Raw genomic sequence first — 23,666 nt, 5'->3', positions numbered from 1 at the left:
ACATTGTTGGGAATGACCCCGTAGCTCAACTGGATAGAGCACCTGCCTTCTAAGCAGGATGTTGCGTGTTCGAGTCACGCCGGGGCCGCCAGCTATTCCGCCGCCACCCGCTCGTCCGCCGGTGCCGCCTTCGGGCCCCGGACGAGCTTGCCGGGGAGTTCGCCGGTCGGCTCGCCGTTCTCGAAGGTCACGACGCCGCTGACGATGGTCGCGCGATAGCCGCTCGCCTTCTGGATCATGCGACGGCCATTGGCAGGCAGGTCGAATACCATCTCGGGCGCGTGGATCGCCAGCGCGTCGAAATCGATCACATTGACGTCCGCCTTCATGCCGGGTGCCAGCACGCCGCGGTCCTCCAGGCCGTAGAGCCTCGCGGTATCGCGAGTCTGCATCGCGATCACTTTCTCCAGCGCCACGCGCGGCCCGCGCGCGCGGTCGCGCACCCAATGCGTCAGCATGAAGGTTGGGAAGCTCGCATCGCAGATCACGCCGCAATGCGCGCCGCCGTCGGACAGGCTCAACACCGTCGCGGGATGGTGCAGCATCTCGTGGATATGGTCGAAATCGAATTTCGCGTAGTTGAGCAGCGGCAGGTAGATGTATCCCTTGCCGTCATTCTCCATCAGCATGTCGTAGAGCACCGCGTCGGGCGCCGCGCCGTCGCGCGCGGCGATGGCGGCGACGCTGTCTTCCGCGCGCGGCTCGTAGTCGAGGCCCTTGTCGGTCTCCAGCCGGAACATGCGGTCGTAACCCTGCGCAGGATCGCGGCCAGCGGCGTCGACGGCGGCGGACGCTCGGCCAGGATGGCCGCGCGGACCGCCCGGTCCTTGAGCTTCTCGATCCGCTCCGCAAAGGGCAGGGCGGCGATCTGGCGATAGGCCCCGCGCGTCACGAAGGGATGAAAGCTCGACTGCCAGCCCAGGATCAGCCCGGTCGGCCGGCACGCCATCTGGGCGGTGATCGCCGCGCCCTGGCTCCGCGCGTCCATCGCCATCTTGAGGATGTCGCGCCAGCGCTCCGGGTGCATCGGCGACTGCAGCAGGTTGAAGGTGACGTGCACGCCGTCGATCCTGCCGAGCTCGCTCATCCATTGGAATTCGTGGTCCGCCGGCGTCATGTCCGAGGCCAGTTCGAAGACGCCCTTGCCGGCCTCGCCGATGGCGCGGCCGATGCCGATCAGCTCGTCGGCGCTGGCGAACGTGCCGGGCATCGGCTCGCCGTCCTTGGCGCGATGCAGCATCGTGCGGGACGTCGAGAAGCCGAGCGCGCCGGCCTCGATGCCTTCCTTCACGATGGCCGCCATCTTCTCGATGTCGTCCGGCGTCGCGGCTTCGTTCTTCGCGCCGCGCTCGCCCATCACATAGGCGCGCACCGAGCCGTGCGGAACCTGCGCCGCGACATCGAGCACGCGCGGCGTTGCGTCCACCGCGTCGAGATATTCCGGGAAGCTTTCCCAGTTCCACTTGATGCCTTCGGCCAGGGCGGAGCCGGGGATGTCCTCCACGCTTTCCATCAGCGAGATCAGCCAGTCGTGCCGCTCCGGCCGTGCCGGCGCGAAGCCGACGCCGCAATTGCCCATCACCAGCGTGGTGACGCCGTGCCAGCAGGAGGGGGTGAGGTATTTGTCCCACGTGACCTGGCCGTCGTAATGCGTGTGGATGTCGACCCATCCCGGGGTCACAAGAAGTCCCTTGGCGTCGATCTCGCGTCGGCCGGACGCGGCGACGGTGCCGACCGCCGCGATGCGGCCGCCATCGATGGCGACGTCGGCGATCCGCGCCGGTCCGCCCGTTCCGTCCACCACCAAACCGTTTCGAATGACCAGATCGTACATCGTCCACCCCGCAATTGCTCTGGCAACGATCATAAGCGGCTTCGGCGGCCTGACCAGACTGACGTTAGGATACGTTGCTGTCTTAATCCCCGCGTCAGACGCTCTGAGTCGCACGAATTATTCGGATCCGGACGGAAACACTCCGGCCGCTCGCCGTTCCCTATGCGACGGCGATGGCAGGGAGAGCGCGCTGTGCCCAAACTTCACAGAATATTGCTGGCTTCGGCATTGGTGGCTGTGCTGACACCGCTCGCATCGGGCGGCCTGCTGGCGGGCGCCAGCGCCCTGGCGGACGACGGCGATACGAGCGCCGTATTGGCGAAGGCGATCACGCCCAAACCCGCTGCTTCGCCGCCGCCGAATCGCCGGACGCTGAGCACCCTCGGCCGCGCCAGCGCGGTCGCCTGGATCCGGATCGGCCACGTCGGCCACTGACGCTTCTCCCGCCGGGATTGAGCCTTCCCCAAAAGATCGGCAAGAGTCGCGCGCGACGGGGAGGACGGCGTGATCTCGAAGACCGCGATGCTGGCCTTGGTGAAGGACTTCCGCGCCGGAGAGGTCGACCGTGGCCTCGGCGACAATCCAAAGCTCCTGGAGTTTCGCGACGAACGCGGCCGCAACTGGCTGCACATCTGTTGCGGGCAGAAACTCAAGCCGGGTCGCGAGAAGGACGGCATAAAGACCGCCGAGGTCTTCCTCCGCCACGGCTTCGACATCGACGCGCCGGCCTTCACCGAAGGCACGTGGAAGGCGACGCCGGTATGGTTCGCCATCGGCCGCGGCCAGAACCGCGCGCTCGCGGAGTATCTGCTCAGCCACGGCGCCGACCCGAACTATTCGCTGTTCGCGGCGGCATTCAACGACGACCTGGCCGCGATCCGGCTGCTCGCGAAATACGGCGCCGATCTCGAAGAGGTGGCCGAGGGCTCGACGCCGTTCGTCGGCGCGGTCCGCTGGAGCAAGTTCGGTCCGGCGGAGGAAATGCTGAAGCTCGGCGCCGATCCCGATTGGCGCGACAAGGACGGCATGACGGCGCTGCACTACATGCTCAAGAAGGGGAGCGATACCAGGCACATCGCGATGGTGGTGCGCCATGGCGCCCGCGGCGATATTCCGGACAAGACGGGCGTCACGGCCGTCGACATACTGCGCAGGAAACGCGATCCGGGCTTGCGCAAGTTGGCGGACGAACTGGCGTCCGCGGGCCACGCCGTTCGCAAAAAGCAAGATTGACGCCGCCGTCATGAGGTCTAAAACCGCCGCCGGCTCTTGCGGTGCATGCCCATGAAAATCGTCGGCGGGAAGTGGTCCAACTGGTCGGGCGGCGTCGTCTGCAAGCCCAAGGCGATCGTCGCACCGAAGGATGAGGTCGATCTGGCCGCCGCCGTCCGCACCGGCGCACCGCCGGTCCGCGTGCCGGGCGCGGGCCATTCCTTCACGCCGCTGAACGCCACCGACGGCACGATCGTCGATCTTTCCGCGCGCGCCTTCAGCGGCCTGAAGGGCTTCGATCCCGACAAGCAGGTCGCGACCTTCGGGGCCGCCACCCATCTGTGGGAGATCGGCCCGCTGATCCATCCCCTGGGCTGCGCCCTCAAGAACATGGGCGATATCGACCGCCAGACCCTGGGCGGCGTGGTCGGTACCGGCACCCACGGCACGGGACCGACGCTTGGGAGCTTCTCGGCCGAGGTCGCGGGCTTCCGTCTCCTGCTCGCCAGCGGCGAGATCATCCACTGCGCGCCGGACGAGAACCCGGAGATTTTCGCCGCTGGCCGCACCTCGATGGGCTCGCTCGGCGTGATGGTCGAGATCGCGATGAAGGTGCGCGACGTCTACAAGCTGGCGGAGAAGAACTTCCTGCTGCCGATCGACGAATTGTGGGACCGGCTCGACGACCTCGTCGCCACCAACCGGCATTTCGAGTTCTTCTGGTTTCCCTATGCCGACGTCGCGGTGTGCAAGACGCTGAACGAGAGCACCGCCGCCGCGCCCGAGCCGCGCTCCGCGGAATACATGAAGGCGCGCGGCGACAAGCGGGCGGCGGACGCCACCACCTTCGAATGGATCAACGAAGTGCTGCCCTATGCGCCGTTCCTGCTCAGGGCGGCGCACCGGCTGTTCTCGGGCGGCATGGCCGCCTCGGATCGCGTGCGCTGGAGCCACGAGATCCTGCCCAGCCCGCGCACCACCCGCTTCAACGAGATGGAATACGCGGTGCCCTACGAAAAGGGCCCCGAGACCATCCGCAAGATCGTGGCGGAAATCCGCAAGCGCCGGATCAATACCGGCTTTCCCATCGAGTACCGCACCGTCGCCGCCGACGACGTCTGGCTGAGCCCGTTCTACCAGCGCAAAAGCGCCACAATCGCCGTGCACCAGTATCACCGGGTGAACACGGCACGGCTGTTCGACATGTGCGAGAGCATCTTCCGCGGCGTCGAGGGCCGGCCGCACTGGGGCAAGCGCCACACGCGCACGGCCGAGGAATTCGCGGAACTTTACCCCAAATTCGAGGATTTCCGGCGCCTGCGCGAAAAGCTCGATCCGGCCATGACGTTCTTGAATGCGCATCTGCGCGGTATATTTGTAGGCTGAGGCTTCGAAGGAGGCCCTTTTGCGCAAACGGACGAAATACGCGATTTCCGCGATTCTCGGCGCGCTGGTCTTTGCCGTGGTCGCCGAGATGAACGACTGGCCGCTGGCGCTGCTGCTCGGCGCCGGCGTCGGCATGACCATTGCGCTGGTCGTGCACACCTACCCCGATGACATCGCCCCACCCGCGGACCGCCGCCACGAAGCGGCGCAAAGGCGCAAAGCCGCAGCGAAAACATAAATCGACCCTGCCCTTGAGGGAGGGTCGAAATTTGCGAAGCAAATTTCGGGGAGGGGTCGGGCAGCGATACGCTCCCCTCAAGGGGGGGGTAAGTCTTCCAGTCGCGCCTGCCGGTAAAAACAGCTCGGCGCGCCGGTGTGGCAGGCGGGGCCGATCTGGTCGACCTTCATCAGCAGGACGTCGCCGTCGCAGTCGATCCAGGCCTCGACCAGCCGCTGCTTGTGGCCGGACTCCTCGCCCTTCACCCAGACCTTCTTGCGCGAGCGCGACCAGTAGGTGACGTCGCCGGTATCGAGCGTCCGCTCCAGCGTGGCCTTGGTCATCCAGGCGAACATCAGCACTTCACCGGTCTGGGCGCGCTGCGCGATCACGGGCACCAGCCCATCGGCGTTGAACGCGACCTGCGCGACGAATTCGGCGGGGCTCAAAACGTCGGTCATGCCGCGTCTCTGAACCGTTCGAAGCCTACGGTCAAATCGGCGATCAGGTCCGCCGGGTCCTCCAGTCCCGCATGGATGCGGATCAGCGGGCCTTCGAGCGCGAAGGGCGCGGCGGTGCGGGCCAGATGCGACGGCACGATCAGGCTCTCATAACCGCCCCAGGAGAAGCCGATGCCGAAATGCGCCATCCCGTCCATCAGGGCCGCGACCTGGGCGTGGCTGGCGGGCTTCAGCACCACGCCGAACAGCCCGCAGGCGCCGGTGAAATCGCGCTTCCAAACCACGTGGCCCGGATCGCTTTCCAGCGGCGGATAGAGCACGCGAGACACCTCCGGCCTGCGCTCCAGCCAGCGCGCCAGCGCCAGCGCCGTTTCCTGATGCCGCTTGAGGCGGATACCAAGCGTGCGGAGCCCGCGCAGCGCGAGGAAACAGTCGTCGCCGCTGACATACATCCCCATCTGGCCGTGCAGGTCGGAAAGCCGCGTCGCGTAGCGCTCGTTGGCCGCGACATAGCCCATCATCACATCGGCATGGCCGCCGATATATTTCGTCACCGCCTGGATCGAGAGGTCCGCGCCCTTTGCCAGCGCCGCGAAGTGCAGCGGCGTCGCCCAGGTGTTGTCGAGCAGCACGGCCGCGCCGCGCGCATGCGCCACCTCGGCGATGGCCGGCACGTCCTGCACTTCGAAGGTGAGCGAGCCGGGGCTTTCGCAGAACACCGCCCTTGTGTTGGGCTTGAACAGCGCCGCGATGCCGGCGCCGATCAGGGGATCGTAATAGGTCGTCTCCACGCCGAAGCGTTTCAACGTCTTGTCGCAGAAGGCGCGGCTGGGGGCGTAGCAGCTGTCGGCCATCAGCAGATGATCGCCGGCGCCGCACACCGCGAGGATCGCGGTGGCGACGGCGTTCAGGCCGGAGCCGGCGAGAACCGTCCGCGCCGCGCCTTCCAGTTCGCAGATCGCCTCTTCGAGACTGCGGACCGTCGGATTGCCGCGTCGCCCATAGGTGAACGGCATGGCGTGGGCGTCGAGCGTCGCGATATCGGGATAAAGGATGGTCGAGGCGCGATAGACCGGCGTGTTGACCACGCCGAAATGCGCCGCGCTCTCGCGTCCCGCGCGGGTCAGCTTGGTGTCCTTGCTCTCCTTGCCGTCCGCCACGGGGCGCTCCTTTCAGCGCCTTCCCCTAACGCGCCGGCGCCCGCGCCGCAACGCGACGTTATTGCCCCGGGTGAATCTCGGCGCCCTGCGGTTCCACGATGGCGTTGGGCTTGTTTCCCGATCCTTCGAGGATGGACCGCAGCGGCCGGTCGAACGCCCAGGTGATCGCCGCGGCAATCAGACCGAGCGCCGCGCAGAGCAGGAAGAACTGCACCTTGTCCATCCGGCTGAAGAAGCTGCCGATATAGCCCTGCAACTGGTTGCCGGTGAAGCTGGTGATGAACCACAGGCCCATCATGGCCGACAGAATCTGCGGCGGGGAAACGCGCGCGACCAGCGCCAACCCGATCGGCGATAGATAAAGCTCGCCGAAGGTGATGATCGCGAAGAACAGGAACAGCCACAGCCAGCTCGCATGTCCTTCGGGCGCGAGATAAGCGGCGGCCGCCATCACCAGATAGGACAGCGCCAGCAGGAAATTGCCCAGCGCCATCTTGATCACCGTGCGCGGTTCGCCGCCTCTGCGCGCCTGGCTTGCCCAGAAGCCGACGACCAGCGGCGTGAAGGCGAAGATCATGAACGGATTGAACGCCTGGAACCAGGTGACCGGAATCTCCCAGCTGACGACCCCGGGGATGAGCGCGCGGTTGGTGTATTGCTCCGCCCACAGATTGATCGTGTTGCCCTGCTGCTCATAGGTCGCCCAGAACAGCGTCGTGGGGATGCACAGCAGGATCAGCGCAGTCACCGCCTTCCAGTCGGCGCCGGTCAGCGGCTTCTTGGTTTCCGAGCCGGCGCGGGCGCGCTCGACGCGGTCCTTGGGAAGGGTGCGCAAGGCGAAGAGATAGACGATCTGGCCGATCACCATGCCGATGCCGGCGGCGAAAAAGCCCCATTTGTAGCCCCAGGCGGGATCTTCCGCGAGCGAGCCGCAGACCAGCGGCGAGAAGAAGGCGCCGACATTGATGCCGACATAGAAGATCGAATAGGCACGGTCGATGCGCGCGTCGCCGGGCTTGTAGAGGTTGCCGACCTGGGTGGAGATGTTCGGCTTGAAGAAGCCGTTTCCGATGATGAGCAGCAACAGGCCCACGAACATGAGGTCCGGCACCATCAGGACGAATTCGGCGATCGCCATGGTGACGCCGCCGACGATCACACTCATGCGCTGACCGAGGAAACGATCCGCGATGATGCCGCCGAAGAACGGCGTCAGGTACACGAAGGCGGTGTAATTGCCGTAGATCAGCGAGGAGAAGGGCTGCACGCCGAGCGGCTGGCCGCCGTTGAACACCGATTCGAACACATGCTTGATCGTCTGATAGCCGAGCACCGTCTCGACATGGCCGGGCAGCAGCAGGAAGTTCGTCAAATAGAGCACCAGGATGGCGCGCATGCCGTAGTAGGAGAAGCGCTCCCACATTTCCGTCGTGAACAGGAAGGTCAGCCCGCGCGGATGACCGAAGAGCGTCTTTTCCGGAACGGCGTCCGGCGCGGAATCGACAATCGCCATGTGGCGCAACCCCCTTGTTATGCGGCGGCGAGCATGCCGGACTCTTCCGTCTACGGCAATTCGATGTAGCGGTCTTCGCGTGAGTAGGGCACGAAGCCCAGCCGCTGATAGAGCGGCAGCGCGCGGGGATGGTCCAGCGTGCAGGTGTTGACGAGCAGCTTCGAGATCGGACGCGCCCAGGCGTTCATCACGGCCTGGTACAGGAAGAAATATCCGAGTCGTTTTCCGATCGCTTCGGGCATCAATCCGAAATAGGCGAGCTGGCCGGTGGCCGCGTCGCGCATGTCGAGCTCCGCCATGCCGGCCGGATTGCCGTCGAGATATAGGACGTAAAGTTCGACCTCGGGATGTTGGATGACGGCCGCCAGGGCGTCGTCCTTGAGCTTGCGCCGCTCGACCCAGAAATAGGGTTCGCCGATCGTGTCGTAGAGATAGCGGTAGAAATGCACCGGCGGATGCGCCGCGCGCAGCATCGCGACCTTGCCGCGCGGCACCGGCGGCGGCAGCGCGGCGGGTTTGGCCGTCATCTCCAGGAAGGTGACGACCATCGGAATGCGCCGGCCGGAAGCGCGGCCGGCGTCTTTCTTCCTGCCGCCGGTCATCCGGTTTCCACCGGCGCGTCGCTGGCGCCCCATTCGGCCCAGGAGCCGTCATAGAGCGCGACGTCATGGGCGCCCGCCACCGTCATCGCCAGCATGACGATCGCCGCGGTGATGCCCGAGCCGCAGGTGGTCACGCTGTGCCGGGCGAGATCGACGCGATGGGCCGCGAAGAGAGCGCGCAGCGCCTCGGGCGATTTCAGCGTCCCGTCCTCGGAAGTCAATTCCGTGTACGGAACGTTCAGGCTGCCCGGGATGTGGCCGCCGCGCACGCCGGGGCGCGGCTCGGGCTCGATGGCCTTGAAGCGCGGGACGCCGCGCGCGTCGATCACCTGTTCGGCATGGCTCGCGAGATTGGCGGTCATCTGGCGAAAGTCGCGCATCAGGGCGTTGTTCGGCCTCGCCGTGAAGTGCCGCGCAAAGGGCATTGCGGACATGTCTTCCAGCGGCCGGCCCTCGCGCCGCCATTTCGGCAGTCCGCCGTCCAGCACCGCGACGTCCTCATGGCCCATGGCGCGCAGCATCCACCAGGCGCGCGGACTCGAATAGACGCCGGCGCTGTCATAGACGACGATCATGTTGCCGTCGCCCAGCCCCAGCTTGCGCATGCGGCTGGCGAATTTCGGCGCCGGCGCCAGCATGTGCGGCAGGGGGCTCTTCTCGTCCGACAGGTCGTCGATATCGAAGAACAGCGCGCGGGGAATATGCGCCGCGGCGTATTCGGCGCGCGGATCGCGGTTCATGTTCGGCAGGTACCAGGAGGCGTCGACCACGCGCACATCCGGCGCGTTGATCCGGCCCGCCAGCCATTCGGTCGAAACCAGGGGAGAATCGGCGCTCATGGCTCGAACGGTACGGCAAAGGGCTTCCTGGGCGCGGCGAGCCAACCCGGAACCGGCAGGTTCTTGGACCGCAGGAAGTCGGGATTGAACAGCTTGCTCTGATAGCGCGTGCCGTAGTCGGCGAGGACGGTCACGATGGTGTGGCCCTTGCCCATCTGCCTTGCCATGCGCACCGCGCCCGCGACGTTGATGCCGGTCGAGCCGCCCAGGCACAGGCCCTCATGTTCGAGCAGGTCGAAGATCAGGGGCAGGGCCTCCTCGTCGGAGATCTCATAGGCATCGTCGATCGGCGCGCCCTCCAGATTGGCGGTGACGCGGTTCTGGCCGATGCCCTCGGTGATCGAGGTGCCGTGCGCGTCGAGCGTGCCGGTCTTCACCCAGGAATAGATCGCCGCGCCCAGGGGATCGGCGGCGGCGATCGTCACCCGCGGGTCCTTCTCCTTGAGCGCGATGGCGCAGCCGGCAAGAGTCCCGCCCGTGCCGACGGCGCAGGTGAATCCGTCCAGCCGCCCGTTCGTCTGGTGCCAGATTTCCGGACCGGTGCCTTCGATATGCGCCTGGCGGTTGGCGACGTTGTCGAACTGGTTCGCCCACACCGCGCCGTTCTTCTCGGTCCGCGCCAGCTGATCGGCGATGCGGCCGGAGACCTTCACATAGTTGTTCGGATTCTTGTACGCCACCGCCGGCACCTCGATCAGCTCGGCACCCAGAAGGCGCAGCGCGTCCTTCTTCTCCTGGCTTTGCGTATCGGGAATGACGATCACGGTGCGAAAACCCAGCGCGTTGCCGACCACGGCCAGTCCGATCCCGGTGTTGCCGGCCGTCCCTTCGACGATAACGCCGCCGGGCTTCAATCGGCCGTGCCGGATTGCGTCCTCGACGATGAACAGGGCGGCGCGGTCCTTGACCGACTGGCCGGGATTCATGAACTCGGCCTTGCCCAGAATCTCGCAGCCGGTGAGCTCGCTGACGCGGTTGAGGCGGATGAGGGGAGTGCGGCCGATCGCGGCGACGACGTCTTTTTTTATGTCCATCTGTACGCGTTCGTGGGGGCGAAACGAACCTAATCGCGCCGGCAGGGGCCTTCAAGCGACGAAAGAAAGGCGCCGTAAGTATCTGCTCTGCCTCGAAAACCCGATGGCGGGCGACGCAGCGCTGCGACCGGTATCGGGGTGAGTCGGTCATGCCCCGAGAAACAGGAACCGCGCGCTAACGACTTCGTGTTAAGACTGTCACGGCTGTTCTTCCTTCGATTCAAAGGCTTAGGTGGAACCAACCGTCGCGATGCACGTTCTCGCCTGACGTATGGTTCTGTGTTTTCGCTGTCACAAAGGGGAAAGATGACCAGTTCGGCCGATGCCGTAGCAAGCGGGAGGGGGGCGGCTGTCGCATCCCTGGCGCTCGAGCGCATCGTGCGTTCGCCGGCATCGCTGGTCGAGAATCTGCCCATCGGCATCTACACCTGCGATCGCGCTGGCCTGATCGTCCAGTACAACCGCCGTGCTGCGGAGTTGTGGGGCCGCGCCCCGGCACTCGGCGATCCCGATTCGCTCTGTTGCGGCGCCTTCAAGATCATGGACCGCCAGGGCAGGGAGGTCGCCGTCGACGAGTCTCCGATGGCCGTGGTGCTGGCCACCGGCCAGCCGGTGCGCGACCGCGAACTGACCGTCGAGCGGCAGGACGGCACCCGGGTCGCCATCCTCGCCAATGTCGATCCGATCTTCGACGAGCACGGCACGCTGCTGGGCGGCGTGAACTGCTTTCAGGACGTCGGCGAACTCGTGCGCGTCAAGGACCAGATGCGCGAGGGCCGCCGGGTGGCGCGCCATGTGATGGAGGCGCTGCCCGCGGCGATATACACCACCGATGCGGAAGGCAGGCTTCTCTACTACAACAAGGCGGCGGAGCGGCTCTGGGGCTTCGCGCCGAAGATCGGCGAGCAGCTCTGGTGCGGCTCATGGAAGATCTACCTGCCCGACGGCACGCTCCTGCCGCACGACCGGTGCCCGATGGCCGTCGCGCTCAAGGAGCAGCGTGCCCTTGTCGGGCCCGAAGCGGTGGTCGAGCGGCCCGACGGCACCCGCGTGCCCTTCCTGCCCTATCCGACACCGCTCTTCGGCAGCGACGGCGAGTTGATCGGCGGCGTGAACATGCTGATCGACCTGACCGGCCAGAAGCGCGCCGACGCGCAGCAGCGCGGGCTGATCGACGAGCTCAACCACCGCGTGAAAAACACCCTGGCGACCATCCAGTCGCTGGCGGCGCAGACGATGCGCGGCCCCCATGGCGACGGCGAGTTCGAGGGGCGCCTGCTGTCGCTCAGCCGCGTGCACGACCAGCTTACCCGCAACGCCTGGGAATGGGCCGACCTGGCCGCCATCGCGGGCGACACCTTCCGGCCGTTGCGCGGCTCGGCGAACAGCCATGTCGCGATCGAAGGGCCCTCCGTCAAGCTGAAGCCGCGCATCGCGCTGGCCATGGGCATGGTGCTGCACGAGCTTGCCTGCAACGCGATGCGGCACGGCGCGCTCTCGACGCCGGCCGGCACGGTGGCGCTCCGCTGGCGGGTCGAAGGCCGCATGCTGCTCGTCGATTGGCGCGAGGAGGGCGGGCCCGCCGTCGCCGCGCCGCGCAAGCGCGGTTTCGGCACGCGGCTGCTCGAACGCAGCATCGCGCACGAGCTGGGCGGCCGTCCGACGATCGCCTTCTCCGCCGCCGGCGTGCATTGCACGATGGAAATTCCGCTGCCGGAATAGTAGGCAGTGTTGCCATGACCGAAGCGGATTCCGGCACGCGATTCCTCGATCGCCTGAGCGTGCTCGTCGTCGAGGACGAGGCGATCATTTCCTTCCTGATCGAGGACATGCTCACCGAGCTCGGCGCGAGCGACGTGCGTCATGCCGGGACGCTCGCCGCGGCGATGGCGCAGATCGACGCGCGCCCGCCCGACATCGCCGTGCTCGATGTCAATCTCGGCGGCGAGCGCGTCTATCCGGTCGCCGAGCGGCTGGCGGCCGCCGGCATCCGCTTCGTCTTCACCACCGGTTACGGCAAGAGCGGCATGGATCCGCGCTGGTCCGCCCGCACCGTCGTGCAGAAGCCGTTCAACCTCGAGACGATGTCGGCGGCGCTGAAGAACGTGCTGGATACGACCGCGTAGGAGGCCCGCCTGTACACGCTCTACTACTTTCCCGGCAATGCCAGCCTGATGCCGCACATGCTGCTGCGCGAGATCGGCGCGCCGTTCGAGCTGCGCCTGGTCGACCGCGCCGGCAACGAGCAGAAGAGCGCGGACTATCTGAAGCTCAACCCCTCTGGAACGATCCCGGTGCTGGTCGACGACGGCCAGCCGATCCATGAGACCGCCGCGATCGCGCTCTATCTCGCCGATCGCCATCCCGAGGCGAAGCTCGCGCCGCCCTCCGGCGCGCGCGAGCGCGGTGCCTACTACAAGTGGATGGTGCTGATCTCGAATGCGCTGCAAACGCAATTCCGCGCCTGGTTCTACGCCCACGAATTCGTCGACGATCCCGCCTATGCCGACTCGGTGAAGGCCGCGACGGCGGCGCGCATCGGCAGGACCTTCGACCTGATCTCGGCCCATCTCGCGACGAATGCGTGGCTCCTGGGCGAGGCGTTCAGCGCCGCCGATCTCTATCTCTTCATGTTCATCCGTTGGGGCCGCGCCCTGCCGACGCCGCCGCGCCTAAACCCGGTGCTCGGCGCCTACGCCGAACGCGTCGCCGCCCGGCCGGCGGTGCTGGAGGCGCTGTCTGTGGAAGGCATCGCGCCGCCGTACATTTGAGGGGCGACAGCAACAGCGGGCGAACAAAGTAGGGTTGGCGTGGCGGCTGCTTTGCTCGCCCGCCGACGAAAATGGCTCCCCGGGCCGGATTCGAACCAGCGACCAACCGGTTAACAGCCGGTTGCTCTACCGCTGAGCTACCGAGGAACATGTCGAGGACGGGGTGTCTAACCCGTTTGTTTGGCAATGCAAAGCCAAATTTGGCGGCCCCCAGATCCGCCGCCCGGGCGGCCAAAAAAAGAGGCCGGGTGGTTAGCCCGGCCCCAAGGCGTTGGGTAATGGTGGGGTGTCTTCAAGGGAAGACGGGCGGAACTTTGCTATGGCTAGGTTAATAAAACCTTAACATGCACGATTTCGGGACACGTACTTGTACGCGTATCCGGACCCCGTGGGCGCGGCAACCTCGCCGCCAGGTCGATCGGAGGCGACGCGCCGAGCCGAATCGCGCGGGGCCATGGCGGCATGAATGTCAGTGTACGGACGTATTCTGCCGCCGGGAGGGCAGAGACTGGAGGCCACGCCCGGAATTGAACCGGGGTTCACGGATTTGCAGTCCGCTGCGTCACCACTCCGCCACGTGGCCTCGATCTGATTAACCCCGTGGACGCCCACGGATTTCGGCGGCAGGCGCGCCCTATATCAGAAGCATGCGCCCGCCGACAACCGTCCGCGCCGCGCCGCCTCGTTGTCAGGGCCGGACCGCCCCCCTATAAGCCGTCCGTCCTACAGAAAGCGGGCGAATCCCATGGCCGACTACGCCACCCAGCGCTTCAACATGGTCGAGTGCCAGGTCCGCACCAACGACGTCACCGATCCGCGCATCCATGCCGCCATGCAGGCGGTGCCGCGCGAGCGCTTCGTGCCCGCCGCCAAGCGCGCCACCGCCTATGCCGACGTGCCGGTCGAGGTGGCGCAGGGCCGTTTCCTGCTCGACCCCCGGACGTTCGGAAAGCTGGTCCAGCTCGCGGCGCCCCGGGCGGAGGACCGCGTCCTCGATGTCGCCTGCGCCACCGGCTATTCGACCGTGGTCCTGGCCCGAATAGCCAGATCGGTGGTCGGGCTGGAGCAGGATGCCGATCTCGTCCGCGTCGCGTCCGACATGGTCCCGGCCAACGGCGCGGCCAACGCCACGGTGGTCCAGGGCGGACTGACCGAGGGCGTGAAGGCCAAGGCGCCGTTCGACGTCATCGTGATCGAGGGCGCCGTCGAATCGGTGCCCGAGTCTCTCTTGTCCCAGCTCGCCGAGGGCGGGCGGTTGGCCGCGATCGTCAACGACGGCGGGCAGGGGCGGGCGCGCCTCTATGTCCGCGACAAGGGCGGTGTCGGCAGCCGGATGGATTTCGACGCCACGGTCCCGCTGCTGGCGGGCTTCCGCAAGGTGGTTGGATTCGTCTTCTGACGTCCCCATATCCGGGACGCAGGAAGGGGCTTTTGCGATGAACATCTACACCCGCGCCGCGGTGATCCCGCTGCTGGTGCTCGCCGTTGCGACATCGGCGGACGCGGCCGTCCGGCACCACAAGGCAAAACCCGCGACCACGGTCGCCGCCGCAGACCCCATGCCGTCGCCGTTGCCCCCGCCCTCGACCGAGAAGCCCAGCCTGACGCTCAACGAGGCGCTGGCCGTCGCTTACGAGACCAATCCGCAGCTTGCCGCACAGGAAGCCTCGCTGCGCGCCACCGACGAAAACGTCGCCATCGCCAATGGCGGCTGGCGGCCGACGATCTCGGCCGGCGGCACTTATGCCTACAGCCAGTTCTACTTCTTTCCGCAGACGATCACGGACGGCAACGGCAATGTGATCTTCGGCCCGATCTCCAACATCTCGTCCCATCCGCTGCAGGGCGCGTTGACGATCACCCAGCCGATCTTCCGCGGCGGGCGCACGATCGCGCAGATCGGCCGCGCCAAGGCGCAGGTGCGCGCCGCCCGCGCCCAGCTTCTGGCCGCCGAGCAGACCGTGCTGCTGAGCGCCGCGACATCCTACATGGATGTCGTGCGCGACACCGCGATCCTCGGGCTGCGCGAGCACAATGTGCAGGTGCTGCAGAAGCAGGCGGACGCGACCCAGGCCCAGTTCAATGCCGGCTCGCTGACGCGCACCGACGTGGCACAGAGCCAGGCGCGCCTCGCCGGCGCGCAGTCCGACCTGACCGCGGCGCGGAGCCAGCTCGCGATCAGCGCCGCGAATTTCCTGCAGGCCATCGGCCGCCAGCCGGAGACGCTGGAGACCGAGCCGGCGCTACCCAAGGCGCTGCCGAGCGGCGCCGACGAATCCATCGTGCTGGCGCTCAAGCAGAACCCGGCGATGGTCAGCGCGCGGGAGAACGAAGTGGCCGCGAATTACGCCGTCGACGACGCGTTCGGCGCCATGCTGCCGACATTCTCCGTGCAGGGACAATATGCCTACGGGCAGGGCTCCGTCGTTTCGCCGACCGGCACGTTCAACGACACGCCGCATACCGCCCAGCATGCCGTGACCGTCACCGGCCAGCTCAACGTGCCGCTCTACCAGGCCGGCATCGAGGAGGCGACGGTGCGCCAGGCCAAGGAACTGCACACCCAGGCGGCGCTCAACGTCACGGTCTCCGACAGGCAGGTGCGCGATGCGGTGACGACGGCCTGGGCCCAGTTCGAATCCGCCGAAGCCTCCATCGCCTCGAACGAGGCGGCGCAGCACGCCAACGAAATCGCCTTCGAGGGCGTCACGAAGGAGCAGCAGGTCGGCGGGCGTACGATATTGGACGTCCTCAATGCCGAGCAGGAGCTTCTCAATTCCGCCGTTGCGCTCGTCACCGCGAAGCGCAACGCCGAGGTCGCGGCCTTCCAGGTGCTGGCGGCCGGCGGGTCCCTGACGGCCGCGAGCCTGGGCCTGAAGGTGAAACTCTACGATCCGCTCGAACACTATGACGACAATGCCGGCCGCTGGATCGGGCTGGGCGATTGATTTTTGCCGCGAAACGCCGGCCAACCGCATAAAGCTTAACGAAGTTTTTGCGTTCTTGACCCCACTGTCCTAGGGTCACGGGTGAAATCCTTTCTCGCGAATGTCCGGAGATTCCGTCATGGCGTCCAATCCGCAGCACGAACCCACGATGGAAGAAATTCTCGCTTCCATCCGCAAGATCATCTCCGAGGATTCCGCGGACGCCCCGCCCGCAGCCGCGCCGGCGCCCGCCCATGCGGAGGCCGACGTGCTGGAACTGACCCAGGAAGTGGAAGAGCTGCCGCCGCCCGCGCCGAAGCCCGAGCCGGTGCGCGCCGCCGCGCCGCCGCCGCCCAAGCACGACGACGTCGTGTTCGAGACCGTCGAGGAGCCGAAGCCGGCGCCCGCCGCCTCGCATGACGACATCTTCTCCGACAAGACCCGCAAGGCCATGGACGAGACCTTCGCCAAGATCCCCGCCGCGGTCGAGCCGCCGCCCGCTCCCGTTGCGCCCGCCCCCGCGCGCGCCCTGTCGATCCCGGAAGGCAGTTCCGTCGAGGCCGTGTTCGAGCGCGCCATCACCGGCGCCTTCGATCCGGTGCTGCACAAATGGATGGACGGCAACAAGGCCGAACTGCTCGCGGCGGTAAAGCCGCTCATCCGCGAATGGATGGACGAGCATTTCCCGGCGCTGCTCGAAGGCGCGGTCCGCAACGAAGTCGAACGCGTCGTAAAAGCGCGCGGCGGCAAGGCCTGATCCCGGAGGTCCGACCCTCCCCTTGAGGGAGGGTCGAAAAAATCGTAGCGAAGCGAAGATTTTTTCGGGGAGGGGTCCGGCACCGCGCCATGACCCCTCCCCGAAATCGTCTTCGCTGCGCTCAACGATTTCGACCCTCCCTCAAGGGGAGGGCAGATGGTAGTAACCCTCATGCTCGACAAGACTTTCGACGCCAAATCCGTGGAAGGGCGCATCTACGCCCAGTGGGAGGCCTCCGGCGCCTTCAAGGCCGGCCGCCGTCCGGAGGCCGAGCCGTTCTGCATCATGATCCCGCCGCCGAACATCACCGGGCGGCTGCACATCGGCCACGCGCTGAACAACACGCTCCAGGACATCCTCGTCCGCTTCGAGCGCATGCGCGGCAAGGACGTGCTCTGGCAGGTCGGCACCGACCATGCCGGCATCGCCACCCAGCTCATCGTCGAGCGCCAATTGGCCGAGCGCCAGCAGAGCCGCGTTGCCATGGGCCGCGAGAAATTCCTCGAAGCGGTGTGGAAGTGGAAGGACGAGTCGGGCGGCGCCATCATCCAGCAGCTCCGCCGCCTCGGCGCCAGCGCCGACTGGTCGCGCGAGCGCTTCACGATGGACGAGGGCCTCAGCCGCGCCGTCCTGAAGGTGTTCGTCGAGCTCTACAAGCAGGGGCTGATCTACAAGGACACGCGCCTCGTCAACTGGGACCCCAAGCTCCAGACGGCCGTCAGCGATCTCGAAGTCGAGAGCATCGAGATGAAGGGCCATCTCTGGTATCTGAAATATCCCATCGAGGGCGAGATGGGCCGGTTCATCACCGTGGCCACGACGCGCCCCGAGACCATGCTGGGCGACACCGCCATCGCGGTGCATCCGGGCGACGAACGTTACAAGGACCTGATCGGCCGCAGGGCCATCGTGCCGCTGGCCAATCGCAACATCCCGATCATCGCCGACGAGCACTCCGATCCCGAGAAAGGCACCGGCGCGGTCAAGATCACGCCCGGCCACGACTTCAACGACTTCGAGGTCGGCAAGCGGCACAATCTTCCGCTGATCAACATCCTCAACAAGGACGGCACGCTGAACGAGAACGTGCCGCAGGCCTATCGCGGCCTCGACAGGGACGCGGTGCGCAAGACGATCCTCGCCGATCTCGAAGCGGTCGATCTGGTCGGCTGGAGCGAGCCGGTCAACCTCGTCGAGCACGTCGAACAGATCACCCATGCCGTGCCGCATGACGAAAAGACCAAGACCGTCGTGCTCGAGCCGTTCATGACGGAGCAGTGGTACCTCAACGTTTCGCCGCTCGCGGAGAAAGCGATCAAGGCGGTCGAGGACGGCCGCACGACCTTCACGCCGGACAACTGGACCGGCGTCTATTTCCACTGGATGCGCAACATCCATCCCTGGTGCATCTCGCGCCAGCTCTGGTGGGGCCATCAGATCCCGGCTTGGTACGACGAAGAAGGCAAGATCTACGTCGCGATGTCGGAAGAGGAGGCGCGGGCCCAGGCGCCGGGCAAGACGCTTCGCCGCGACACCGATGTGCTCGACACCTGGTTCTCCTCCGCGCTGTGGCCGTTCTCGACGCTGGGCTGGCCGGACGAGACGCCGGAGCTGAAGCGCTTCTATCCGACCAGCGTGCTCTCCACCGGCTTCGACATCATCTTCTTCTGGGTCGCCCGCATGATGATGATGGGAATCCATTTCCTGGACGACGTGCCGTTCCATCGCGTTCTCATCCACACCCGCGTGCTGGACGAGCAGGGCGCCAAGATGTCCAAGACCAAGGGCAATGTCGTCGATCCCCTGACGCTGGTCGACCAGTTCGGCGCCGACGCATTGCGCTTCACCCTGGCGTTGGCGGCTGGCCTTTCCCGCGACATGCGCATCGGCCCCAGCCGTGTCGAGCCCAACCGCAATTTCGCGACCAAGCTGTGGAACGCGGCGCGGTTCTGCGAAATGAACGGCTGCGTGACGGTGCCGGGATTCGATCCGTCGAACCTGACGCAAACGGTGAACCGCTGGATCGTGGCGGAGACCGCGCAGGCCGCCGCCGACGTGACGTCGAACCTCGAAGCGCTGCGCTTCAACGAGGCCGCGGCGGCGGCCTATCGCTTCGTCTACGACGTGTTCTGCGACTGGTATCTGGAAATCGCCAAGCCGATCTTCGCCGGCGACGATGTCGAGGCCAAGGCGGAGACGCGGGCGACCGCGGCCTATGCGCGCGATCAGCTTCTCGCGATCCTGCATCCCTTCATGCCGTTCATCACGGAGGAATTGTGGGCCAAGACCGCCGAAGGCGGCGCGCCCCGCGCCACGCTGCTCATCGAAGCCGATTGGCCGCGCGGCGCCGCGACCGGCGACGATGCCGCGCGGGCCGAGATGAACTGGGTCATCGACCTGGTGAAGGGCGTGCGCTCGGTCCGCGCCGAGATGAACGTGCCGCCCTCGGCCAAGATCGCGCTGCTGCTGAAGGACGCGGACGCGAAGACGCGCGACCGCCTGGCGCGCCAGAAGGACGTGATCCTCCAGCTCGCGCGCCTCGTCGCCGCCGAAACCGTCGACGACTTTCCGAAAGGCACCGCGCAATTCGTCCTCGGCGAGGCGACCGCCGGCCTGCCGCTCGGCGACGTCATCGACTTCGCGAAGGAGCGCGCGCGCCTCGAAAAAGATCTGAAGAAAGCCCATGACGAAATCGCCCGCTTCGACGCCAAGCTGTCGAACGAGCAATTCGTCGCGAGAGCGCCGGATGAAGTCCTCACCGAACAGCGCGAGAAACGCGCCGAGGCGGCCGCGACCGCAGCGCGGTTGACGGAAGCCGTGGCGAGACTGTCCACTTAATTGAAGCTGTCATGCCCGCGAAGGCGGGCATCCAGCCGGTGGCGCGACTGGATATCCGCCTTCGCGGGCATGACGAATTATTTGGAGCTGGGCAGACATCGATGCGCCTCTATTTCTCCTCCTACCGCTTCGGCGACCGAATCGATCTCCTGCTGGCCATGCTGCCGGAAGGCGCACGTGCCGGCGTGATAACCAATGCCGCCGATCTCTTCACGCCCGAGGCACGCGAGGCCTATTATCGCACTGTCTACGATCCTCTCGGGGAGCTGCGCGTCCGCGGTGTCGACGCACACCTCCTCGATCTGCGCGCCTATTTCGGCAAGCCCGAGGATCTGAAGTCCAAGCTCGATACCCTCGATCTCGTCTGGGCAACGGGCGGCAACACCTTCCTCCTTCGCCGCGCCATGCGGCAGAGCGGCTTCGATACGCTGGTCCACGACTTCCTCGCCGCCGACCGCTTCGTCTATGGCGGCTACAGCGCCGGCGCCGTCGTCGCCTGTCCGAACCTCAGGGGCATCGACCTGATGGACGAGCCCGAGCGCGTCGCCCCGGGCTACGATCCGGCGGTGATCTGGGAAGGCCTGAACCTGATCCCGTTCCACCTCGTGCCGCACTACGACTCAGCCCACCCCGAAAGCGCGGCGGCGGATAAGGTCACGGCCTTCATGCTCGACCAGGCGATGGCCTACCGCACCATGCGCGACGGCGACGTGCTGATCCGTGACGCGCAGGGCATCCGGGCCTATGAGCGCGGCTGAACGCTGCCGCTTTCGCAGGCAATTCCCACGCCTCGGCCGGGGCTTTCAAAATACATCGCCGCTCACGGCGCGCCTACGCCGCGTTGGCGAGCGGCCATCGGATACCTAAATATCGCCGACTGCCATTCGCCAAACGAAGGATATTCCCATGCCGACCCTGTTCGACCCCATAAAAGTGGGCGCCCTTACCTTGCCCAACCGCATCTGGATGGCGCCGCTCACGCGCACCCGCGCGCTCGAAGGCAGCCGCGTCCCCGCGCCGCTCGCCATCGAGTACTACGCCCAGCGTGCCGGCGCGGGCCTGATCATGACCGAGGCGACCTCGGTCGACGCCATGGGCGTCGGCTATCCCAACACGCCCGGCATCTGGTCCGACGAGCAGACCGAGGGCTGGAAGCCGATCGTTGAGGCCGTGCACAAGAAGGGCGGCCATATCTTCCTGCAGCTCTGGCATGTCGGCCGCATCTCCGATCCGCTCTATCTGGACGGCAGGCAGCCCGTCTCGGCCAGCGCCATCGCCGCGAAAGGCCATGTCAGTCTCGTGCGCCCGGAAAAGGACTACACCGTGCCGCGTGCCCTGGAGACCGATGAAATCCCCGGCGTCATCGCCGCCTACAAGAAGGGCGCGCAGAACGCGAAGAAGGCCGGCTTCGACGGCGTCGAGATTCACGGCGCCAACGGCTATCTGCTCGACCAGTTCCTGCAGGACAGCACCAACCACCGCACCGATGCCTATGGCGGCTCCCGAGAGAAGCGGGCCCGTCTGATGCTCGAAGTCGCCGATGCCGTGTGCGAGGTGTGGGGAGCGGACCGCGTCGGCATGCATCTGGCGCCGCGCGGCGATGCCCACACCATGGGCGACAGCGACCTCAAGGGCACCTTCACCTATGTCGCCAGGGAGCTGGGCAAGCGCAAGCTCGCCTTTATCTGCGCCCGCGAACACCAGGCGGCGGACAGCATCGGTCCGGTCCTGCGCGAGGCGTTCGGCGGCGTCTATGTCGCCAATGAGGGCTTCACCAAGGAGAGTGCGGAAGCCGCGCTCGCGTCGGGCGCCGCGGATGCGGTGGCCTGGGGCAAGGACTACATCGCCAATCCCGACCTGGAGAAGCGCTTCAAGGCGAACGCGCCGCTGAACAAATGGGACGCGGCGACGTTCTACGCGCCGGGCCCGCACGGCTACACCGACTATCCGGCATTGGAGACCGCCACTGCGGCTTAGCGCGGTCGGTCAGGTCGGTTTGGAAGAAAAAGGCCCAGGCGGAAAAGGGGGGATTGCCCGCCTGGGCTTCGAGGGAGCCGGCGCTGGCTGGAGGGGGAGGGCCCGCGCCGGTACTTTGTTGGAATGAATCTAAGTTATCGTTGGCGGCTTTCAAGTAGTTCCGAATTATTCCAATCTGCCCCTTGAATTTCCAGGAAAGTATACCTACGCATAGGGCCTGCGCTTTTGCCGCGCTTGTACCTTTCCCGCCATGAATTAAGGGAAGGGGAAGCCCTTCGGGGAATCTGCAAAACAATTATGTTGCCGAAGCCGGCGCAAGCGAGCAGCAAATGACCAAATTCGACAAGTCCAAGCTTCCATCCCGTCACGTCACCGAGGGTCCAGAGCGGGCGCCCCATCGGTCCTACTACTACGCCATGGGTCTGACCGAGGCGGAAATCCACCAGCCCTTCGTCGGCGTCGCCACCTGCTGGAACGAGGCCGCCCCCTGCAACATCGCGCTGATGCGCCAGGCGCAGTCGGCCAAGAAGGGCGTGAAGGAGAGCGGCGGCACGCCGCGCGAATTCTGCACCATCACCGTCACCGACGGCATCGCGATGGGGCATGAGGGGATGAAGTCGTCGCTGGTCAGCCGCGAGGTGATCGCCGATTCCGTCGAGCTCACCATGCGCGGCCATTGTTACGACGCGCTGGTCGGCATCGCCGGCTGCGACAAGTCCCTTCCCGGCATGATGATGTCGATGCTGCGGCTGAACGTTCCGAGCGTCTTTCTCTATGGCGGCTCGATCATGCCCGGCCGCTTCAAGGGCAGGGACGTGACGGTGGTCGATCTGTTCGAGGGCGTCGGTCAGTTCTCCGCCGGCAAGATGACCGCCTGCGATCTGACCGACCTGGAGCGCGCCGCCTGTCCCGGCGCCGGGGCCTGCGGCGGACAGTTCACCGCCAACACCATGGCCTGCGTCGCCGAGGCGATCGGCCTGGCGCTGCCTTACTCGTCCGGTCCGCCGGCGGAGCTCCTCTCCCGCGACGACTTCGCGCTCAAGGCCGGCGAGGCCGTGATGGATCTTCTGGCGAAGAACATCCGTCCGCGCGACATCGCCACGCGCAAGGCGTTCGAGAACGCCGCCCGCGTCGTCGCCGCGACCGGCGGCTCGACCAATGCGGCGCTGCATCTGCCGGCGATGGCGAATGAGGCCGGCATCAAGTTCGACCTGTTCGATGTCGCCGAAGTGTTCCGCTCCACGCCCTATCTCGCGTCCCTGAAACCCGGCGGCCAATACGTCGCCAAGGACATGTGGGAGGCGGGCGGCGTGCCGATGCTGATGCGCGCGCTGCTGGACGGCGGCTTCCTGCACGGCGACTGCATGACCGTGACCGGAAAGACGGTCGCCGAGAATCTGAAGGACGTGACCTTCAACCCGAACCAGAAGGTGATGCGCGACACCAAGAATCCGCTGGCGCCGACCGGGGGCGTCGTCGGCCTCAAGGGCAATCTTGCGACCGAGGGCGGCATCGTGAAGGTCGCCGGCCTCAAGCACACGCATCATCGCGGCCCCGCGCGCGTGTTCGACTGCGAAGAGGATTGCTTCGCGGCCGTCGAGCGTCGCGACTACAAGGAAGGCGACGTCCTCGTCATCCGCTATGAGGGCCCCAAGGGCGGCCCCGGCATGCGCGAAATGCTGTCGACCACCGCCGCGATCTACGGCCAGGGCGTCGAGAACATCGCGCTGATCACCGACGGCCGCTTCTCGGGCGCCACGCGGGGGCTGTGCGTCGGCCATATCGGCCCCGAGGCGATGGACGGCGGTCCGATCGGGCTTCTCAGGGACGGGGACATCATCGTCATCGACGCGGACAAGGGACTCCTGCAGGTCGAACTCGGCGACGCCGAACTCGCCGAGCGCAAGAAGACCTGGACGCCGAAAAAGCCGTCCTTCAAAACCGGCGCCCTGGCGCGCTATGCCAGGAATGTCGGCCCCGCCCGCTATGGCGCGCTTACCACGCCAGGCGCGGACGAAGAGGTGCGCTGCTACGCCGATATTTGAACCGCTCCGGCCGGCCGCCGCGCTTGCCTGGACAGGGCCATGCCGTGAGTATGGGTCCGCCAAATAGTTGACGGCGACAGCGTTAACCCTGCC

22 protein-coding genes and 3 tRNA genes are annotated in these 23,666 nt (G+C 66.4%); 15 read left to right on the top strand and 10 right to left on the bottom strand.

The window, feature by feature from the left end; translation table 11 throughout:
• Positions 1-14 precede the first annotated feature (14 nt).
• Positions 15-91: transfer RNA gene (locus tag WDN01_06780), tRNA-Arg, on the top strand.
• A gap of 1 nt (position 92) precedes the next feature.
• Here the strand turns inward: WDN01_06780 and WDN01_06775 are convergent.
• Together WDN01_06775 and WDN01_06770 are read right to left on the bottom strand one after the other, a co-directional pair.
• Positions 93-740, bottom strand: coding sequence for an amidohydrolase family protein (locus WDN01_06775; GenBank protein ID MEJ0025714.1), 648 nt, complete (start codon positions 738-740; stop codon positions 93-95).
• Entirely contained in the window at positions 623-1,834 is a 1,212-nt protein-coding gene (locus WDN01_06770) for an amidohydrolase family protein (GenBank protein ID MEJ0025713.1), read from the bottom strand. The genes WDN01_06775 and WDN01_06770 overlap by 118 nt, the downstream gene beginning before the upstream one ends.
• A gap of 192 nt (positions 1,835-2,026) precedes the next feature.
• Here WDN01_06770 and WDN01_06765 point away from each other — a divergent pair, with 192 nt between their 5' ends.
• From WDN01_06765 to WDN01_06750, 4 genes are all read left to right on the top strand, one after another.
• Positions 2,027-2,269 (top strand): hypothetical protein, encoded by a 243-nt coding sequence (locus WDN01_06765; GenBank protein ID MEJ0025712.1) that lies wholly within the window; start codon positions 2,027-2,029, stop codon positions 2,267-2,269.
• A 69-nt stretch (positions 2,270-2,338) separates the two neighbouring features.
• A complete protein-coding gene (locus WDN01_06760) occupies positions 2,339-3,067 on the top strand; it encodes a hypothetical protein (GenBank protein ID MEJ0025711.1) in 729 nt (242 codons plus the stop codon).
• A 51-nt stretch (positions 3,068-3,118) separates the two neighbouring features.
• Positions 3,119-4,432, top strand: coding sequence for a D-arabinono-1,4-lactone oxidase (locus WDN01_06755; protein ID MEJ0025710.1), 1,314 nt, complete (start codon positions 3,119-3,121; stop codon positions 4,430-4,432).
• A gap of 19 nt (positions 4,433-4,451) precedes the next feature.
• Positions 4,452-4,670 carry a hypothetical protein gene (locus tag WDN01_06750; GenBank protein MEJ0025709.1) on the top strand — a complete coding sequence of 73 codons (219 nt, stop codon included), beginning with the start codon at positions 4,452-4,454 and terminating at the stop codon, positions 4,668-4,670.
• 77 nt (positions 4,671-4,747) lie between these two features.
• Here WDN01_06750 and hisI read toward each other — a convergent pair whose 3' ends face one another.
• From hisI to WDN01_06720, 6 genes are read right to left on the bottom strand one after another with little or no spacing between them, the layout of a single operon-like run.
• The gene (hisI, locus tag WDN01_06745; GenBank protein MEJ0025708.1) at positions 4,748-5,110 is read right to left on the bottom strand and encodes a phosphoribosyl-AMP cyclohydrolase; all 363 of its coding nucleotides are present in this window, start codon (positions 5,108-5,110) and stop codon (positions 4,748-4,750) included.
• A complete protein-coding gene (metC, locus tag WDN01_06740; GenBank protein MEJ0025707.1) occupies positions 5,107-6,270 on the bottom strand; it encodes a cystathionine beta-lyase in 1,164 nt (387 codons plus the stop codon). The genes hisI and metC overlap by 4 nt, the downstream gene beginning before the upstream one ends.
• A gap of 58 nt (positions 6,271-6,328) precedes the next feature.
• Complete coding sequence (locus WDN01_06735; protein MEJ0025706.1) at positions 6,329-7,783, bottom strand: peptide MFS transporter; 1,455 nt, start codon at positions 7,781-7,783, stop codon at positions 6,329-6,331.
• A gap of 50 nt (positions 7,784-7,833) precedes the next feature.
• Positions 7,834-8,385, bottom strand: coding sequence for a GNAT family N-acetyltransferase (locus WDN01_06730; GenBank protein MEJ0025705.1), 552 nt, complete (start codon positions 8,383-8,385; stop codon positions 7,834-7,836).
• Complete coding sequence (sseA, locus tag WDN01_06725) at positions 8,382-9,224, bottom strand: 3-mercaptopyruvate sulfurtransferase (GenBank protein ID MEJ0025704.1); 843 nt, start codon at positions 9,222-9,224, stop codon at positions 8,382-8,384. The genes WDN01_06730 and sseA overlap by 4 nt, the downstream gene beginning before the upstream one ends.
• The gene (locus tag WDN01_06720; protein MEJ0025703.1) at positions 9,221-10,258 is read right to left on the bottom strand and encodes a cysteine synthase A; all 1,038 of its coding nucleotides are present in this window, start codon (positions 10,256-10,258) and stop codon (positions 9,221-9,223) included. The genes sseA and WDN01_06720 overlap by 4 nt, the downstream gene beginning before the upstream one ends.
• A gap of 378 nt (positions 10,259-10,636) precedes the next feature.
• On the opposite strand from WDN01_06720, the gene WDN01_06715 reads away from it, so the two are divergent.
• From WDN01_06715 to WDN01_06705, 3 genes are read left to right on the top strand one after another with little or no spacing between them, the layout of a single operon-like run.
• Complete coding sequence (locus WDN01_06715; protein MEJ0025702.1) at positions 10,637-11,980, top strand: HWE histidine kinase domain-containing protein; 1,344 nt, start codon at positions 10,637-10,639, stop codon at positions 11,978-11,980.
• 14 nt (positions 11,981-11,994) lie between these two features.
• Positions 11,995-12,384: a response regulator gene (locus tag WDN01_06710; protein MEJ0025701.1), complete on the top strand. Its 390-nt coding sequence runs from the start codon at positions 11,995-11,997 to the stop codon at positions 12,382-12,384.
• 9 nt (positions 12,385-12,393) lie between these two features.
• On the top strand, positions 12,394-13,029 hold the full coding sequence (locus tag WDN01_06705) for a glutathione S-transferase N-terminal domain-containing protein (GenBank protein ID MEJ0025700.1): 636 nt from the start codon (positions 12,394-12,396) through the stop codon (positions 13,027-13,029).
• A gap of 72 nt (positions 13,030-13,101) precedes the next feature.
• Here the strand turns inward: WDN01_06705 and WDN01_06700 are convergent.
• A tRNA-Asn gene (locus WDN01_06700) sits at positions 13,102-13,176 on the bottom strand.
• Positions 13,177-13,538: 362 nt separating this feature from the next.
• Positions 13,539-13,612: transfer RNA gene (locus tag WDN01_06695), tRNA-Cys, on the bottom strand.
• Between the two features lie 162 nt (positions 13,613-13,774).
• Here WDN01_06695 and WDN01_06690 point away from each other — a divergent pair.
• From WDN01_06690 to ilvD, 7 genes are all read left to right on the top strand, one after another.
• Positions 13,775-14,428 carry a protein-L-isoaspartate O-methyltransferase gene (locus WDN01_06690; protein ID MEJ0025699.1) on the top strand — a complete coding sequence of 218 codons (654 nt, stop codon included), beginning with the start codon at positions 13,775-13,777 and terminating at the stop codon, positions 14,426-14,428.
• A 37-nt stretch (positions 14,429-14,465) separates the two neighbouring features.
• On the top strand, positions 14,466-15,977 hold the full coding sequence (locus WDN01_06685; GenBank protein ID MEJ0025698.1) for a TolC family outer membrane protein: 1,512 nt from the start codon (positions 14,466-14,468) through the stop codon (positions 15,975-15,977).
• A gap of 118 nt (positions 15,978-16,095) precedes the next feature.
• Positions 16,096-16,713, top strand: a complete 618-nt coding sequence (locus tag WDN01_06680) for a DUF2497 domain-containing protein (GenBank protein MEJ0025697.1) — start codon at positions 16,096-16,098, stop codon at positions 16,711-16,713.
• 156 nt (positions 16,714-16,869) lie between these two features.
• On the top strand, positions 16,870-19,551 hold the full coding sequence (locus WDN01_06675) for a valine--tRNA ligase (GenBank protein MEJ0025696.1): 2,682 nt from the start codon (positions 16,870-16,872) through the stop codon (positions 19,549-19,551).
• A gap of 11 nt (positions 19,552-19,562) precedes the next feature.
• Positions 19,563-20,309 carry a Type 1 glutamine amidotransferase-like domain-containing protein gene (locus WDN01_06670; protein MEJ0025695.1) on the top strand — a complete coding sequence of 249 codons (747 nt, stop codon included), beginning with the start codon at positions 19,563-19,565 and terminating at the stop codon, positions 20,307-20,309.
• Positions 20,310-20,457: 148 nt separating this feature from the next.
• A complete protein-coding gene (locus tag WDN01_06665; GenBank protein ID MEJ0025694.1) occupies positions 20,458-21,528 on the top strand; it encodes an alkene reductase in 1,071 nt (356 codons plus the stop codon).
• A 329-nt stretch (positions 21,529-21,857) separates the two neighbouring features.
• Positions 21,858-23,573, top strand: a complete 1,716-nt coding sequence (ilvD, locus tag WDN01_06660; GenBank protein ID MEJ0025693.1) for a dihydroxy-acid dehydratase — start codon at positions 21,858-21,860, stop codon at positions 23,571-23,573.
• The last annotated feature ends 93 nt before the right edge of the window (positions 23,574-23,666 follow it).

Origin of the sequence: Rhizomicrobium sp. (genome assembly GCA_037200985.1) — a bacterium.
GTDB lineage: Bacteria > Pseudomonadota > Alphaproteobacteria > Micropepsales > Micropepsaceae > Rhizomicrobium.
Note: the sequence above shows the minus strand (reverse complement) of the source record. Positions and strands in the feature narration are given on the sequence as shown.

What these genes read in the sequence shown, in the direction of transcription:
- WDN01_06690 (MEJ0025699.1), top strand. Translation starts at nt 13,775, where the DNA reads ATGGCCGACTACGCCACCCAGCGCTTCAACATGGTCGAGTGCCAGGTC.
- WDN01_06735 (MEJ0025706.1), bottom strand. Translation starts at nt 7,783, where the DNA reads ATGGCGATTGTCGATTCCGCGCCGGACGCCGTTCCGGAAAAGACGCTC.
- WDN01_06665 (MEJ0025694.1), top strand. Translation starts at nt 20,458, where the DNA reads ATGCCGACCCTGTTCGACCCCATAAAAGTGGGCGCCCTTACCTTGCCC.
- WDN01_06680 (MEJ0025697.1), top strand. Translation starts at nt 16,096, where the DNA reads ATGGCGTCCAATCCGCAGCACGAACCCACGATGGAAGAAATTCTCGCT.
- sseA (MEJ0025704.1), bottom strand. Translation starts at nt 9,224, where the DNA reads ATGAGCGCCGATTCTCCCCTGGTTTCGACCGAATGGCTGGCGGGCCGG.
- WDN01_06770 (MEJ0025713.1), bottom strand. Translation starts at nt 1,834, where the DNA reads ATGTACGATCTGGTCATTCGAAACGGTTTGGTGGTGGACGGAACGGGC.
- WDN01_06670 (MEJ0025695.1), top strand. Translation starts at nt 19,563, where the DNA reads ATGCCCGCGAAGGCGGGCATCCAGCCGGTGGCGCGACTGGATATCCGC.
- WDN01_06720 (MEJ0025703.1), bottom strand. Translation starts at nt 10,258, where the DNA reads ATGGACATAAAAAAAGACGTCGTCGCCGCGATCGGCCGCACTCCCCTC.
- WDN01_06685 (MEJ0025698.1), top strand. Translation starts at nt 14,466, where the DNA reads ATGAACATCTACACCCGCGCCGCGGTGATCCCGCTGCTGGTGCTCGCC.
- hisI (MEJ0025708.1), bottom strand. Translation starts at nt 5,110, where the DNA reads ATGACCGACGTTTTGAGCCCCGCCGAATTCGTCGCGCAGGTCGCGTTC.
- WDN01_06675 (MEJ0025696.1), top strand. Translation starts at nt 16,870, where the DNA reads ATGGTAGTAACCCTCATGCTCGACAAGACTTTCGACGCCAAATCCGTG.
- WDN01_06775 (MEJ0025714.1), bottom strand. Translation starts at nt 740, where the DNA reads ATGTTCCGGCTGGAGACCGACAAGGGCCTCGACTACGAGCCGCGCGCG.
- WDN01_06755 (MEJ0025710.1), top strand. Translation starts at nt 3,119, where the DNA reads ATGAAAATCGTCGGCGGGAAGTGGTCCAACTGGTCGGGCGGCGTCGTC.
- WDN01_06710 (MEJ0025701.1), top strand. Translation starts at nt 11,995, where the DNA reads ATGACCGAAGCGGATTCCGGCACGCGATTCCTCGATCGCCTGAGCGTG.
- ilvD (MEJ0025693.1), top strand. Translation starts at nt 21,858, where the DNA reads ATGACCAAATTCGACAAGTCCAAGCTTCCATCCCGTCACGTCACCGAG.
- WDN01_06730 (MEJ0025705.1), bottom strand. Translation starts at nt 8,385, where the DNA reads ATGACCGGCGGCAGGAAGAAAGACGCCGGCCGCGCTTCCGGCCGGCGC.